Origin of the sequence: Jeotgalibacillus sp. S-D1 (genome assembly GCF_004358665.1) — a bacterium.
Lineage (GTDB): Bacteria > Bacillota > Bacilli > Bacillales > Jeotgalibacillaceae > Jeotgalibacillus.
On sequence record NZ_SMZR01000009.1, the window covers coordinates 1 to 12860 of the forward strand.

18 protein-coding genes are annotated in these 12860 nt (G+C 43.5%); 2 read left to right on the forward strand and 16 right to left on the reverse strand.

Annotation, left to right across the window (positions count from 1 at the left end; translation table 11 throughout):
• Positions 1–329: 329 nt before the first annotated feature.
• The gene (locus tag E2R51_RS17740; protein ID WP_133378437.1) at positions 330–1046 is read left to right on the forward strand and encodes a polysaccharide deacetylase family protein; all 717 of its coding nucleotides are present in this window, start codon (positions 330–332) and stop codon (positions 1044–1046) included.
• A 146-nt stretch (positions 1047–1192) separates the two neighbouring features.
• On the opposite strand, the gene E2R51_RS17745 is transcribed toward E2R51_RS17740, so the two are convergent.
• Positions 1193–1852 (reverse strand): KinB-signaling pathway activation protein, encoded by a 660-nt coding sequence (locus tag E2R51_RS17745; RefSeq protein ID WP_133378438.1) that lies wholly within the window; start codon positions 1850–1852, stop codon positions 1193–1195.
• Positions 1853–2001: 149 nt separating this feature from the next.
• Between E2R51_RS17745 and gerD the strand changes: the two genes are divergently transcribed.
• On the forward strand, positions 2002–2676 hold the full coding sequence (gene gerD, locus E2R51_RS17750) for a spore germination lipoprotein GerD (RefSeq protein WP_133378439.1): 675 nt from the start codon (positions 2002–2004) through the stop codon (positions 2674–2676).
• A gap of 65 nt (positions 2677–2741) precedes the next feature.
• Here gerD and E2R51_RS17755 read toward each other — a convergent pair whose 3' ends face one another.
• From E2R51_RS17755 to E2R51_RS17825, 15 genes are all read right to left on the reverse strand, one after another.
• Complete coding sequence (locus tag E2R51_RS17755) at positions 2742–3794, reverse strand: P-loop NTPase (protein WP_133378440.1); 1053 nt, start codon at positions 3792–3794, stop codon at positions 2742–2744.
• Between the two features lie 83 nt (positions 3795–3877).
• A complete protein-coding gene (gene cwlD, locus E2R51_RS17760) occupies positions 3878–4600 on the reverse strand; it encodes an N-acetylmuramoyl-L-alanine amidase CwlD (RefSeq protein WP_133378441.1) in 723 nt (240 codons plus the stop codon).
• A gap of 130 nt (positions 4601–4730) precedes the next feature.
• Positions 4731–5123 (reverse strand): 30S ribosomal protein S9, encoded by a 393-nt coding sequence (gene rpsI, locus E2R51_RS17765; protein WP_133378442.1) that lies wholly within the window; start codon positions 5121–5123, stop codon positions 4731–4733.
• A gap of 27 nt (positions 5124–5150) precedes the next feature.
• The gene (rplM, locus tag E2R51_RS17770) at positions 5151–5588 is read right to left on the reverse strand and encodes a 50S ribosomal protein L13 (protein ID WP_041054879.1); all 438 of its coding nucleotides are present in this window, start codon (positions 5586–5588) and stop codon (positions 5151–5153) included.
• Between the two features lie 583 nt (positions 5589–6171).
• Entirely contained in the window at positions 6172–6921 is a 750-nt protein-coding gene (gene truA, locus E2R51_RS17775) for a tRNA pseudouridine(38-40) synthase TruA (protein ID WP_133378443.1), read from the reverse strand.
• Between the two features lie 13 nt (positions 6922–6934).
• The gene (locus tag E2R51_RS17780; RefSeq protein ID WP_133378444.1) at positions 6935–7738 is read right to left on the reverse strand and encodes an energy-coupling factor transporter transmembrane component T family protein; all 804 of its coding nucleotides are present in this window, start codon (positions 7736–7738) and stop codon (positions 6935–6937) included.
• On the reverse strand, positions 7735–8601 hold the full coding sequence (locus tag E2R51_RS17785; protein ID WP_133378445.1) for an energy-coupling factor ABC transporter ATP-binding protein: 867 nt from the start codon (positions 8599–8601) through the stop codon (positions 7735–7737). The genes E2R51_RS17780 and E2R51_RS17785 overlap by 4 nt, the downstream gene beginning before the upstream one ends.
• Positions 8577–9419 carry an energy-coupling factor ABC transporter ATP-binding protein gene (locus E2R51_RS17790; protein WP_133378446.1) on the reverse strand — a complete coding sequence of 281 codons (843 nt, stop codon included), beginning with the start codon at positions 9417–9419 and terminating at the stop codon, positions 8577–8579. The genes E2R51_RS17785 and E2R51_RS17790 overlap by 25 nt, the downstream gene beginning before the upstream one ends.
• A gap of 382 nt (positions 9420–9801) precedes the next feature.
• Positions 9802–10182 carry a 50S ribosomal protein L17 gene (rplQ, locus tag E2R51_RS17795; protein ID WP_133378447.1) on the reverse strand — a complete coding sequence of 127 codons (381 nt, stop codon included), beginning with the start codon at positions 10180–10182 and terminating at the stop codon, positions 9802–9804.
• Between the two features lie 61 nt (positions 10183–10243).
• Entirely contained in the window at positions 10244–11188 is a 945-nt protein-coding gene (locus E2R51_RS17800; RefSeq protein WP_133378448.1) for a DNA-directed RNA polymerase subunit alpha, read from the reverse strand.
• Positions 11189–11363: 175 nt separating this feature from the next.
• Positions 11364–11753 carry a 30S ribosomal protein S11 gene (gene rpsK, locus E2R51_RS17805; RefSeq protein WP_041054868.1) on the reverse strand — a complete coding sequence of 130 codons (390 nt, stop codon included), beginning with the start codon at positions 11751–11753 and terminating at the stop codon, positions 11364–11366.
• 25 nt (positions 11754–11778) lie between these two features.
• Complete coding sequence (gene rpsM / locus E2R51_RS17810) at positions 11779–12144, reverse strand: 30S ribosomal protein S13 (RefSeq protein WP_133378449.1); 366 nt, start codon at positions 12142–12144, stop codon at positions 11779–11781.
• 23 nt (positions 12145–12167) lie between these two features.
• Entirely contained in the window at positions 12168–12281 is a 114-nt protein-coding gene (gene rpmJ, locus E2R51_RS17815) for a 50S ribosomal protein L36 (protein WP_000868344.1), read from the reverse strand.
• A gap of 38 nt (positions 12282–12319) precedes the next feature.
• Complete coding sequence (gene infA / locus E2R51_RS17820; protein WP_041054740.1) at positions 12320–12538, reverse strand: translation initiation factor IF-1; 219 nt, start codon at positions 12536–12538, stop codon at positions 12320–12322.
• 21 nt (positions 12539–12559) lie between these two features.
• Entirely contained in the window at positions 12560–12853 is a 294-nt protein-coding gene (locus E2R51_RS17825) for a KOW domain-containing RNA-binding protein (RefSeq protein ID WP_306462135.1), read from the reverse strand.
• Positions 12854–12860: the final 7 nt, after the last annotated feature.

The window sequence follows — 12860 nt, forward strand, 5'->3', positions numbered from 1 at the left end:
CTCCGTAAAGTGTTTGATAAAGCTCATTTGTTTCATTTAAAACTTGTATTAACGTTGACGTTTTTGGTTGTTTAGTTTTCAAGGTTCAAGGTGTTTCGTTTGTGTGTTGCTCTCTCAAGCGACTAGAACATCATACCATTTTTTCAAATGTTATGTCAACAACTTTTTTAAAGAATATTATTTGTTGATTTATTGCTGCCCTTCAAAAGCGACGCTTATAAATATAGCACCGGTTTAATGGTTGGTCAATACTTTTTAGGAAAAAAGATATTTTTCCGCTTTCCATCATATGCTTTTAAAAATGGCAGGTTGTGAAGGAGGCATCTTTTATGAGAGAGCATTTTTTTAAAAAAGGATATGAAACGGGGATTATTCTGATCATCATCACACTGTTGGTCATGTTAATTCCCGCCACACCTAATGTAATGAAAGTAGCGGGGGTTTGGCCATCACCTGGAATTGTTTACAAAGGGGATAACGGCATTGCCCTGACATTTAATGTGGAGCTTGGAGATGATTCGGTCCTTTGGCTGCTGGAAGAGCTGAATAAAGAAGGAATTACTAAAGCCACCTTTTTTCTTGACCCTGCCTGGATTGACCGGCAAAAAGACGTGGTTAAAGAAATTAAGCTTGCCGGTTATGATATCGGAATTTATGACCTTCACCCTACCCGTTATGACACACTGGAGGAAAAAGATATTGCCAAACACCTTGTTGATTTACGCACATTTTTTAGTGAACATGACCTTGAAGCAGGCTATTATCGGACCAAGGACGAGCTTTTGCCCCCATCCGTTATTAAGATAATGGCAAAGCATGATTTTATTGTAGTGGGTCACCAATTGAATGGCAAAGATCTTTCAGCCAAAAAAAACAACACACTAAAAGGAGCAGTAGTGGAACTTGAGGTGCCAAATAAATTGGAGGATATGAAAAGCAGCTGGAAGGAATGGAGCAGTGTGCTAAATGACAGGGGAAACAATTCCTACGTCACATTGCTTGAATTATTGGCTTCTTCCGACAGTAAAATCCGTCTGCTTGATTAATGGATCTAAAAACAATTGGAGCGACTCTTTTTTGAGTCCTTCTTTTTTATTTAATCCTCTCTACTCAGTACAAATCCTTTTTTTGAATACAATTTGGAATAAAAAAAAGAAAGTCCCTGTTTTAGGACCTTCTTTAAATGTGTTCATTATTTCACCGCAGCTTTTTGTCTGGCAGCTTTTCGGGCTAGCCTTTCTTCACGCTCAACTTGAGATCGCTTATTGTATTTCGGCAATGCCAGCATTTGATATGCATTCGTAGCAATCAATGTGAACATAATGGTAATCAGCCAGTAGCTCTCATTGCTCCTGAGAACAGGCAGCCATTCCAGCGTCGTGATCACTACCATAAAAAACAGCGCGGATGGAAATACAGCCTTTGTTGCCTGTTTTGCTTTTAAAAAAGCAACAAGTAAACCCGCTCCCAAAAGAAAAACAGCTAAACCTATATATGGCAATAATGAATCTTCTGCCCCAGCAAATGCTTGAAAACGGAAGTAGACCAAATCAAACAAAACGAATGCAACAAGGACGAGCTGTACAGCATTCCATAATTTTAAAGAACGAAAAATCCCTAAACCGAATTGATGAATGGTAAGGTAAGCAAAATACCCCATTTGACTTATCACACTGAATGTCATCCCCACACCAATCATCCATATTACAACCGATATTACTTCAATGGTATCCTGCCCATTTAATAATGCAGCAAGTTCATTCCACCTGACGGCAATCCCAATAATTCCTGTTGTGATTCCGCCTACGAGTAATGTCATGATAAAAAATCGAATCCAACTTCGGATAGTCACGTATTTATCCCCCAGCAATTAATTTACAAACTCTCCTTCGATTGTACCAATCACCATTTGAAAAATCCATGACTACCGTGTGAACGTGCATATTTTCCCCCTGTTTGCAAAAGCTATAAACAAAGAAAATAACATGGGGGTGAACGACAATGAAAAGGATATTTACGTTGTCTGCAGGATTGATACTGCTGCTTATGTTGTCTGGCTGTGGCGGCGGCGAAAAAGCTCCCAGCTACGAAGAAACAAAGCAGATGTTTATCGATTTATTAAAGACAAATGAAGGTAAAAAAGCGATACAGGAATTACTTGCAGATGAAGCCGTAAAAAAAGAGCTTGTACTCGATCAGAAGGTAGTTACGGATTCAATTGACACGACACTTTTATCTGAAGAAGGCAAAAAGTTTTGGGAGAAGTCCTTTAAGGATCCCGCTTTTGCTGAAGTCATAGCAAAAAGTATGCAAAAAGAAAATCAAGAATTATTAAAAGATCTTATGAAGGATCCTGAGTACCAAAAAATGATGTTGGAATTATTAAAAGATCCTTCTATTCAGGAACAAACACTGACGCTGTTAAATAGTCAAACCTATCGTGAGGAAACAAAAAAATTAATGATGGAAGTAATGGAAAGTCCTCTTGTACAAAAACAAATGCAGGATATACTGCTTGAAGCGGCTCAAAAGATGGGTCAGGAAGAAGGTAGTGGCGGAGGAGAAGGTCCTGGTCCTGGTCCTGGTCCGGGTACGGGTGGTTCGGGTGGCAGTCCTAGCGGCGGGTCTGGAGAAGGCGGAGGTGGCAACACCGGAAGCGGCGGGTCTGGAGAATAAGGTACCAGCTAAAAACAAAACACCTGACGTGTTCAATATAGAACATGTCAGGTGTTTTTTAGGTGTTAAGTCCGTTCAATTACCTGCTTGGCAATTTCAGCATACATTTCACCTAACCGGTGATCTGCACCATAGACTGAAGGAGCAAAATCATTTTCATCCCAATCAGGCTGCTGCAATGGCAATTTTCCCAGCAGATCGGTTCTCAATTCATCTGCCAGTTTTTCTCCGCCGCCCTGACCGAATACAAATTCACGTTCACCAGTTTTTTTACTCTCATAGTAGGACATATTTTCTACAACGCCCAGAATGGAATGATCCGTCTGCAAAGCCATCGCCCCTGCTCTTGCTGCAACAAAAGCGGCTGTTGGATGAGGGGTAGTGACTATAATTTCTTTACTTGACGGAAGCATCGCATGCACGTCCAACGCCACATCACCTGTGCCAGGCGGAAGGTCGAGCAGGAGATAATCAAGCTCTCCCCACTCCACTTCAGTAAAAAAGCTGTTTAGCATTTTTCCAAGCATAGGACCGCGCCAAATAACGGGTGCGTTATCCTCCACGAAAAAGGCCATAGAAATAACTTTTACATCAAATCGGTCAACCGGAATAATCCGCTCATCACGAACGACCGGGCGTTTATTGATTCCCATCATATCAGGCACACTAAAGCCGTAGATATCAGCATCAATCAGTCCTACTTTTTTGCCCGCACGCGCCAAAGCGACAGCAAGGTTAACTGAAACAGTTGACTTACCTACTCCTCCTTTGCCGCTGGCTATGGCAATAAATTGCACTTTATTTTCCGGAGACAAAAGATTGTCTTCCACCGCTTCTCCAGCTTTGCCCCTGAATTGCTCAAGCGCCTCTGGAGGAAGTTCTGTAAAGCGGATACCAACCGATTCAGCGCCCGCTCCTTTAAGCGCATCTACAACTGCCATTTGCAATTGCATTTGTTCAGGTGTTCCTGTCTTTGCCAAGGCAATTTTTACGCTGACATGCATTTTTTCTTCTTTGATTGAGATTTCAACAATCCCGCCAGTTTCAGCAAGTGTTGTATGTAGGATCGGATCATTCATAGAACCGATGAGTTCGTGTACTTGTTGTTCAGTAATCAATATTGACACCCCTCCGCTGTATTCGTTTACATTCAAACCAAGTATAGCATAGGAAATAGTGAAAGTCTGCGAAGGGTACTTACTTATTCTGGCTCTTCTTTTATATCTTCTTCATTGGAATAATGCCGCAATATCCCCAAATATACCGCCGCTGCTACACGCTGCTGGTATTCATCCTGCAATAGCCAATAACGTTCCTCCGGATTTGAAAGGAATCCCGCCTCTACTAAAACACCTGGTGTTTTGGCATTACTTAACACGTAGATGCCCTCTATGCTTTTTGCTTGTCTCGTATTCTTCGGCAAGTGCCTGACAAGTTCATTTTGAACAAAACGCGCAATCCGCTCATTATCATCGTGGAAGCTTGTATAGAATGTTTGAGCCCCGCTCCACTGGGTTTGTGGTATAGCATTTAAATGAATGCTAATAAATAAGTCATTGTCTTTGCTATTGACAAGGTCAAGCCTGCGCTTTAAATCCTCTCTTTTTCTTGCCCGGTAGCCCTCTGTTGATTCTTCAGCCAGGTCGATGTCCCGTTCCCGCGTCAATTTTACGATCGCTCCCTGTTCTTCCAGGTAAGCCCGCAGCTGCTTGGCTATTTTCAGAGTCAGGTTTTTTTCTAAAATGGTCTCGTAAGAAGCACCGCCATCTGCTCCGCCATGTCCCGGATCGAGTACAATTACCTTTCCTGCCAATGGCATTCTCCACTCATCAATCGCACTTATCACAATCCGGTCGACTCGCAAACCAAGACCCGCAACGACTACCGCTACGATTACTAAAAGGGAAATGATACTCTTTTTCATCTGCCACCCACCCGTCATTTGTGCATGATGGAACAGTATATGCTTGTCTTAACAGGGGTAGAAGCAAAGGTATGAGCGTAAACCACAAAAAAACTCCCAACCGAAGTTGAGAGTTTTGTAAAAACAGAAATTAACGTTTTGAGAACTGAGGTGCACGACGAGCGCCTTTAAGACCTGGCTTCTTACGCTCTTTCATACGTGAGTCACGAGTTAATAGACCCGCACTCTTAAGTGCTCCACGGTATTCTGGGTCAACATGAAGCAATGCACGTGAAATTCCGTGACGGATTGCTCCAGCTTGTCCAGTGTATCCACCACCATTAACATTTACGAAAATATTGTAGTTACCAAGAGTTTCTGTAATGTTAAGTGGTTGTTTAATTACTTCGCGCAATGCTGCGAATGGAATGTAGTTTTCAACTTCGCGTCCGTTGATCACGATTTGTCCGTCACCTGGTACTAGACGTACACGTGCAGTAGAACTTTTACGACGACCTGTTCCGATATATTGAACTTGTGCCAAGATAATTCCCTCCTCTTTAAATTAAAATTAACCGCGCAGCTCGTAAGCTACTGGTTGTTGTGCTGCGTGTGGGTGTTCTGCTCCAGCATAAACGTGAAGCTTCTTGAAAATTTGACGTCCAAGAGAATTCTTTGGAAGCATTCCTTTGATCGCTAGTTCAAGCATTTTCGTTGGGTAGTTTGTACGCATTTCTAATGCAGTACGCTGTTTCAAACCACCTGGGTGCAAGCTGTGACGGTAGTAGATCTTGTCAGTAAGCTTTTTACCTGTAAGGTGAATTTTTTCAGCGTTGATGATGATAACGTGATCACCTGTGTCAACGTGTGGAGTGAATGTCGGTTTATTTTTACCACGCAAGATTGCAGCAACTTCACTAGCAAGACGTCCAAGAGTTTTACCCTCAGCATCTACTACGAGCCACTTGCGCTCTACTTCGTGACCTTTAGCCATAAATGTTGTACGCATGAGTTTACCTCCTAAATAAAGTTTAAAATGTTTCATCTATTCTTTTTGAGCCGTATTTGAACACTTCGCACTGATAAGGTCCGGGTCTCATCAGAGGGGTGAAATACATACCATAGGCTATATTATAATGTTTCAACCAGTATGTCAAGGAAATGTTACACCAGGTTGAGTTGTTATTATAAAAGCGGAAACGGGCGTTTAGCTCCGACAGACGTAAAGCGCGGTGGCTATTAGGCGCTCTTTGCCTAAATGCCACCGTGACTTACGATCCGAGGAGCTGCCCGGGCGGATAGGGTGTCCAGTTGATTTTATCTAACATCTTTTCCAAGTTATCGATCATCTTTTTAATTTTATCTAACTTAAAAAGTTGTTTATCGATCAAAAATCTATTTTTATCAGTCAAACTGGGTGCGGATCCACTTTTATCGATCACCTTTTGGGATATATCGATCACTTCTCACCATTTATCGATCATCTACCCAGCTATATCGATCATGCCTGATGCCCTGATCTACCGACGACCTGACGCCCCGACCAGTGACCCTTCCAATCCACCACTCCCAAATCCAGACACAGCAACTCCTTACCCCCGCTCCCCATACTCGACTTCCCACAAATACAAGCCGTGTGGCGGGGCTGTTTTACCGGCTGCGCTCCGGTCTTTGGCTTTTAGCATCGATGGAATGGCATCGGGGTGGTACTTTCCGCTTCCGATGTCGAGCAGGGTCCCGACCATGATTCTCACCATGTTGTATAAAAACCCGTTTCCTTTAACGATAAAAATCCATTCGGAGCCCTGCTCGATAATATCAAAGCGTTCGATGGTGCGCACCCGGTCGATCACGGCAGATTTCGCAACGGAGAAGCTTGTAAAATCGTGTTCTCCGATAAAATGCCGGACAGCCTGTCTCATCATCTCAAGGTCGACGGTAAGTGGATGATGGACAGCGTAGTGACGTCTGAATGGTGTCGGGAATTCGGCACGGTCGATCACATATCTGTATTCTTTGCCGGTTGCACCAAAACGCGCATGAAACGTTTCGTCCACTTGTTCGGCACTTTTTACGACAATGTCATTTGGCAGTTTTTGATTCATGATTACAGGCCATCTTTCGGCCGGTATGCGGTAATCGGTGTCAAAGTGAATCACCTGCCCTACAGCGTGCACACGGGCGTCTGTGCGGCCGCTCGCAGACACACGGGTGGTTTCACCCTTGTGAACCTCTGTAAGGGCTTGTTGGAGCTCTCCTTGGACCGTACGCTTGCCGGGCTGCACCTGATAGCCATAAAAGTTTGCCCCGTCGTAGGAGATAATACATTTATATCTGGCCACAAATCATTCCTCCTTACAGCCAAAACCTTAAAGAGATTAGTACTGCCGCTAAAATAACTAATGTTAGCAGCGCGAAGGTATCACGTGGCTCCCATTTTAAGAGCCGGTATTTTGTCCGTCCCTCTCCCCCGCGATAGCCGCGCACTTCCATTGCGGTTGCAAGGTCTTCAGCCCGTTTAAATGCATTAACAAAAAGCGGAATCATCAATGGCACAACGGCTTTTAGACGGTCCTTTAGCGGGCCGCTTGACATATCTGACCCTCTTGCCATTTGCGCTTTCATGACTTTGTCTGTTTCATCCATCAGGGTCGGGATAAACCGCAGTGCAATGGACATCATTAACGCAAGCTCATGTGCAGGGAATCTCACTTTCTTTAAAGGGTTAAGCAGACTTTCCAGCCCATCTGTTATGGATATGGGTGTCGTTGTTAATGTCAGCAGCGACGTCATAAACACCAGTAATAAAAATCGGGTGGAAATAAAAAATGCCTGACGAATCCCTTCTTCGTAGATTGTGATAAAACCGAGATCCACAATTACTTTTCCTTCTCTTGCAAAAAAGATCTGCAGGATAAAAGTAAGAACAATTAAAATCATGACTGGTTTTAATCCGCTGATCAAAAAGCGTACGGTAATTCCCGATGCCCAAATGGAAAGGAGAGTGAAAGCAGCTGCTACGACATAACCCCAAATGCTGTCAGCTAAAAAGATAATGGCGATAAACGCAAAAATAAAGATCAGCTTTGCTCTGGGGTCCATTCGATGGGCGATTGAGTCAGCGGGGATGTACCGGCCAAAGATCATTTTCTCCATCATAATGACCGACCCCCTGACAGCTCATTCCAAGCATCCACCAGTTCATCAATCGATAAACAAATACCTGGTAAAGTCCTTCCTATTTTCTGCTCGAGCATATGCTGAAAACGCACGACTTCCGGTACGCCCAGATCCCATTCTGCAAGACGGTCTGCATCACTGAACAGCTCCCTTGGCGGTGCTTCATACACTTTCTTTCCCTTATGCATGACGACCACCTTATCGGCATAAGCTGCGGCATCTTCCATGCTGTGGGTGACCAGGATCATGGTAAGTCCACGTTCTTTATGCAGGCGGTAAAACATGTCCATCATTTCTTTGCGGCCCCGGGGGTCCAGTCCCGCTGTTGGTTCATCGAGCACTAAGACCTCCGGCTCCATTGCCAGCACACCGGCGATGGCAACACGTCTCATTTGTCCACCGGATAAATCGAAAGGCGATTCCTCCATAATGGATTGCGGCAGCCCCACCTGCTCAAGCCAGTAAACCGCTCTTCTTTTTGCCTCTTCCTCACTTACCCCAAAGTTCATTGGGCCATAGCATATATCCTTCATCACCGTTTCTTCGAATAATTGCTGCTCCGGAAATTGAAAAACAATCCCGACATGCTGGCGTATTGATTTTAAATCCTTTTCCTTGCGGCCGGCCTTTACTGTCCGGTCGCCTATTTTTACCGATCCGGAGGTTGGTTTAAGGAGAGCATTTAAATGCAGTAAAAGCGTGGACTTGCCAGATCCTGTGTGCCCAATGATTGCAACGCATTGCCCACTTGGTATGGTAAATGACACATTTTCAATGGCCTTTTTCTCAAAAGGTGATCCGGCTGCATAACGATACTCTACTTGTTGAAGTGAGATATCCATAATTCATTCACCAACTCTTCTTCTGTTAATTGCTGCTGGCTCTCACGCAGAATCCCTTTTGCTTTAAATGCGTTGCTCATTTTAAGCGGAAATGGGAGATCAAGTCCAAGCCTTACTAATTCATCGCCAAGCTCAAATATTTCTTGCGGTGTACCGCTTTTAAAGATTTCGCCCTGGTTCATTACAATAATCCGGTCTGCTTTTGCTGCTTCCTCTAAATCATGCGTAATGGAAAGAACGGTCATTGCCTGGTCTTCTTTTAGTTTACGGACAAGAGAGATGACTTCCTGCCGTCCTGTTGGGTCGAGCATCGATGTAGCTTCATCGAGGATGATAATATCAGGTCTAAGGGCAAGCACACTCGCCATGGCAACCCGCTGCTTCTGGCCGCCCGAGAGATGATGTGGCTCTTGATTTAGAAAGTCATCCATTTTCACTTGTTTAAGTGCGCTATGAACACGCTTGACCATCTCTTCGTGAGGAACTCCATGGTTCTCCAAGCCAAAAGCCACATCATCTTGTACCGTGGTACCGACAAATTGATTATCAGGATTTTGAAATACCATCCCAATATGCTTCCTTGTGTCCCAAACAGTGTCTTTTTCCAATCGTATGCCGCCGATCGTTATATCCCCCTGATCAGGGAAATAAAGTCCATTCATTAACTTGGCAAGCGTTGATTTGCCAGATCCATTATGACCGACAATGGCCACCCATTCCCCTTCTTCAATTGAAAAAGAAACGTTCTTCAGAACTTCTTGATCTGAACCCGGGTAATGAAACGTAATGGAGTCTAATGAAATAATTTCTTGTGCCACCTATTTCACCCTCCTGCCTCAATCGCAACGGCCCCTTTTATCTGCTTTTTCCGTATGAAAAACTAGAAAATTAAAAGGCTTGCAGCCACTGCTAGATTCTCTCTATATACTTGCTATTCTCAACTCATCAAAAATAAAACATTTTTATACAAAAAAAGCGCGCACCTCATTCAAGGAAATGCGCTCGCTTGATTATCAAAATCTATAACGTTCCTATCCATTGTGACGATGGATGAATGAGGTGCTAAGAGCTAGACGAGTCAGGCATGCCTGCTCATCGTAACACTCTGCTTTTTGCGTGTCGTATTAATCGTTTAGCTTTTTAAAGAAAGAGGGCGAGAGCAGTTAGGCTCTAACTGTTCCGCCCTCTGTGGTGTACGAATTATACTAATTCGATGATAACCATTGGTGCGCCGTCTCCACGACGAGGACCAACTTTCATGATGCGAGTATATCCGCCTTGACGTTCTGCGTAGCGAGGTGCTACATCGTTAAATAATTTTTGAAGAGCGTATACTGATGACTCAGCACCTTCTTCATTTGTCGTTATTGCTTTATCACGACGGATGTAAGCAGCAGCTTGACGACGTGCGTGCAAGTCTCCGCGCTTTCCGAGTGTAATCATTTTTTCTGCTACTGAGCGAAGTTCTTTCGCACGAGTTTCAGTTGTTTCAATTCGCTCGTTAACGATCAAGTCTGTAGTAAGGTCACGAAGTAGTGCTTTACGTTGAGAGCTTGTACGTCCTAACTTTCTGTAAGCCATGAAGGGTTCCCTCCTTTGTTGAAATTGTGTCTAGCTAGTAGTTGTTTTCAAACCCCTTGCATCAGTCTTCTTTACGAAGGCCCAATCCAAGTTCGTCTAATTTCGCCTTAACTTCTTCTAAGGATTTACGGCCAAGGTTACGCACTTTCATCATATCCTCTTCTGACTTGCTAGCCAGCTCCTGGACTGTGTTGATTCCTGCACGCTTCAGGCAGTTATAAGAACGGACAGATAGATCAAGCTCTTCGATCGTCATCTCTAAGACTTTTTCTTTCTGGTCTTCTTCTTTTTCTACCATGATTTCTGCATTCTGTGCTTCGTTGGTTAATCCTACAAAAATATTAAGGTGTTCAGTCAGAATTTTAGCACCTAGAGCAACTGCTTCTTTGGGGCCAATGCTTCCGTCTGTCCAGACATCAAGTGAAAGCTTATCGAAGTTCGTCATTTGACCAACACGAGTATTTTCAACTTGATAGTTTACACGTGAAACAGGTGTATAGATCGAATCGATTGGAATCACACCAATTGGAAGATCTTCACGTTTGTTTTGTACTGCAGGCGTGTAACCACGACCGCGTGACGCACTTAAACGCATACGAAGATGACCGTTTTTACCGATAGTCGCAATGTACAGATCAGGGTTGAGAATCTCAACATCACTGTCATGTGTAATATCAGCAGCTGTGATAACACCATCACCTTGAACATCGATTTCAAGTGTTTTTTCTTCATCTGAATAGATCTTTAACGCCAGCTTCTTGATATTCAAAATGATTGTTGTTACATCCTCTACGACACCTTCAATAGTTGAAAACTCGTGAAGTACACTATCAATTTGAATAGAAGTGATCGCAGCACCAGGAAGTGAGGATAATAGGATACGACGCAAGGAGTTACCCAATGTTGTACCATACCCACGCTCTAGTGGCTCTACAACGAATTTTCCGTATTTGGCATCATCGTTGATCTCAACCGTCTCAATTTTTGGCTTTTCAATTTCGATCATTCAAATTTACCCTCCTTCAAAACGTCGAAATCTCGGAACTTATTGATTCTGTGAATCATTCCGACATTCCCCATGTTTACCTTACCCAATGTGCTTTTACAACTGGATCTTTCATTTCTGCACGAAGGAATCTATGATCCATTATCGACAAGGATCTAGATTTTATACAGAAAAATTAAACACGACGACGTTTAGGTGGGCGACAGCCATTATGCGGTACTGGAGTAACGTCTTTAATTGCTGTTACATCAAGACCTGCAGCTTGAAGTGCACGGATAGCCGCTTCACGACCTGCACCAGGACCTTTTACTGTAACTTCAAGAGTTCTCAGACCATGTTCCATTGAAGCTTTAGCTGCTGTTTCAGCTGCCATTTGAGCTGCGAATGGAGTTGATTTACGAGATCCTCTGAAACCAAGTGAACCAGCACTTGACCATGCAATTGCATTACCATGAGTATCTGTAATCATCACGATTGTATTGTTAAAAGTTGAGCGAATGTGAGCAATACCAGCTTCGATATTCTTTTTCACACGACGCTTACGAGTTTGTTGTTTACGTGCCATGTTAAGAAGAAACCTCCTTTACTAATTATTTTTTCTTGTTAGCTACGGTCTTACGAGGACCTTTACGAGTACGCGCGTTGTTCTTCGTGTGCTGTCCACGGACAGGAAGTCCACGACGGTGACGAAGGCCACGGTACGAACCGATTTCCATTAGACGTTTGATGTTAAGGGATACTTCACGACGAAGGTCACCTTCAACTTTCAAGCTGTCAATTGTTTCACGGATTTTATTTAGCTCATCTTCAGTTAAGTCGCGAACGCGAGTTTCTTCAGATACGCCTGAGTCAGCAAGAATTTTAGCTGCTGTTGATTTACCAATACCAAAGATATACGTTAGAGAGATCACAACGCGCTTGTCACGCGGAATGTCTACACCAGCAATACGTGCCATTTATTAGAGCACCTCCTTCTTTATTAGCCTTGTTTTTGTTTATGCTTAGGATTTTCGCAAATCACCATTACTTTGCCGCGTCTGCGGATGACTTTACACTTTTCGCAGATCGGCTTAACAGATGGTCTGACTTTCATCTTATCTAAACCTCCTTAGTAGGTCGGAGTGCAAAAGATTATTTGTAACGGTAAGTGATACGGCCACGCGTCAAGTCATATGGAGATAATTCCACTGTTACTCGATCGCCTGGTAAGATTCGAATGAAATGCATGCGAATTTTACCTGATACATGTGCAAGCACATTATGACCATTCTCTAATTCTACCTTAAACATTGCATTAGGCAAAGTCTCAACTACGGTTCCTTCAATTTCGATAACATCGTCTTTCGCCATTGAACAAATCTCCCTTCTTTATCAAACTTCCAGGATCTCATGGACAAATGTTCTCACTGCATAACGCAGCTTGCCATTGGTCACACGCCCAGTTTCGGATATACTATTTTGAACTTCCGGGGATACATAATCGCATGAAGTCAAATGTTGAATGTTTTTCTTTTTCGGCCGGTCAAACTTCCGGCGTTCACCGTCCGCAATCAAAACAAACTTCTCATCCAACCGATGAATGACAACCGCGTATACACCAGTATCACGGCCCTTGTTCACATGCACAATCTGCCCTATCCCGGGGGGCGAATCGTATTTAAACAATAAGGAT

Coding starts and splice junctions, on each gene's coding strand:
- E2R51_RS17740 (WP_133378437.1), top strand. CDS start 330: ATGAGAGAGCATTTTTTTAAAAAAGGATATGAAACGGGGATTATTCTG.
- gerD (WP_133378439.1), top strand. CDS start 2,002: ATGAAAAGGATATTTACGTTGTCTGCAGGATTGATACTGCTGCTTATG.
- cwlD (WP_133378441.1), bottom strand. CDS start 4,600: ATGAAAAAGAGTATCATTTCCCTTTTAGTAATCGTAGCGGTAGTCGTT.
- rplM (WP_041054879.1), bottom strand. CDS start 5,588: ATGCGTACAACATTTATGGCTAAAGGTCACGAAGTAGAGCGCAAGTGG.
- E2R51_RS17780 (WP_133378444.1), bottom strand. CDS start 7,738: ATGATGGAGAAAATGATCTTTGGCCGGTACATCCCCGCTGACTCAATC.
- E2R51_RS17785 (WP_133378445.1), bottom strand. CDS start 8,601: ATGGATATCTCACTTCAACAAGTAGAGTATCGTTATGCAGCCGGATCA.
- rplQ (WP_133378447.1), bottom strand. CDS start 10,182: ATGGCTTACAGAAAGTTAGGACGTACAAGCTCTCAACGTAAAGCACTA.
- E2R51_RS17800 (WP_133378448.1), bottom strand. CDS start 11,188: ATGATCGAAATTGAAAAGCCAAAAATTGAGACGGTTGAGATCAACGAT.
- rpsK (WP_041054868.1), bottom strand. CDS start 11,753: ATGGCACGTAAACAACAAACTCGTAAGCGTCGTGTGAAAAAGAATATC.
- rpsM (WP_133378449.1), bottom strand. CDS start 12,144: ATGGCACGTATTGCTGGTGTAGACATTCCGCGTGACAAGCGCGTTGTG.
- rpmJ (WP_000868344.1), bottom strand. CDS start 12,281: ATGAAAGTCAGACCATCTGTTAAGCCGATCTGCGAAAAGTGTAAAGTC.
- infA (WP_041054740.1), bottom strand. CDS start 12,538: ATGGCGAAAGACGATGTTATCGAAATTGAAGGAACCGTAGTTGAGACT.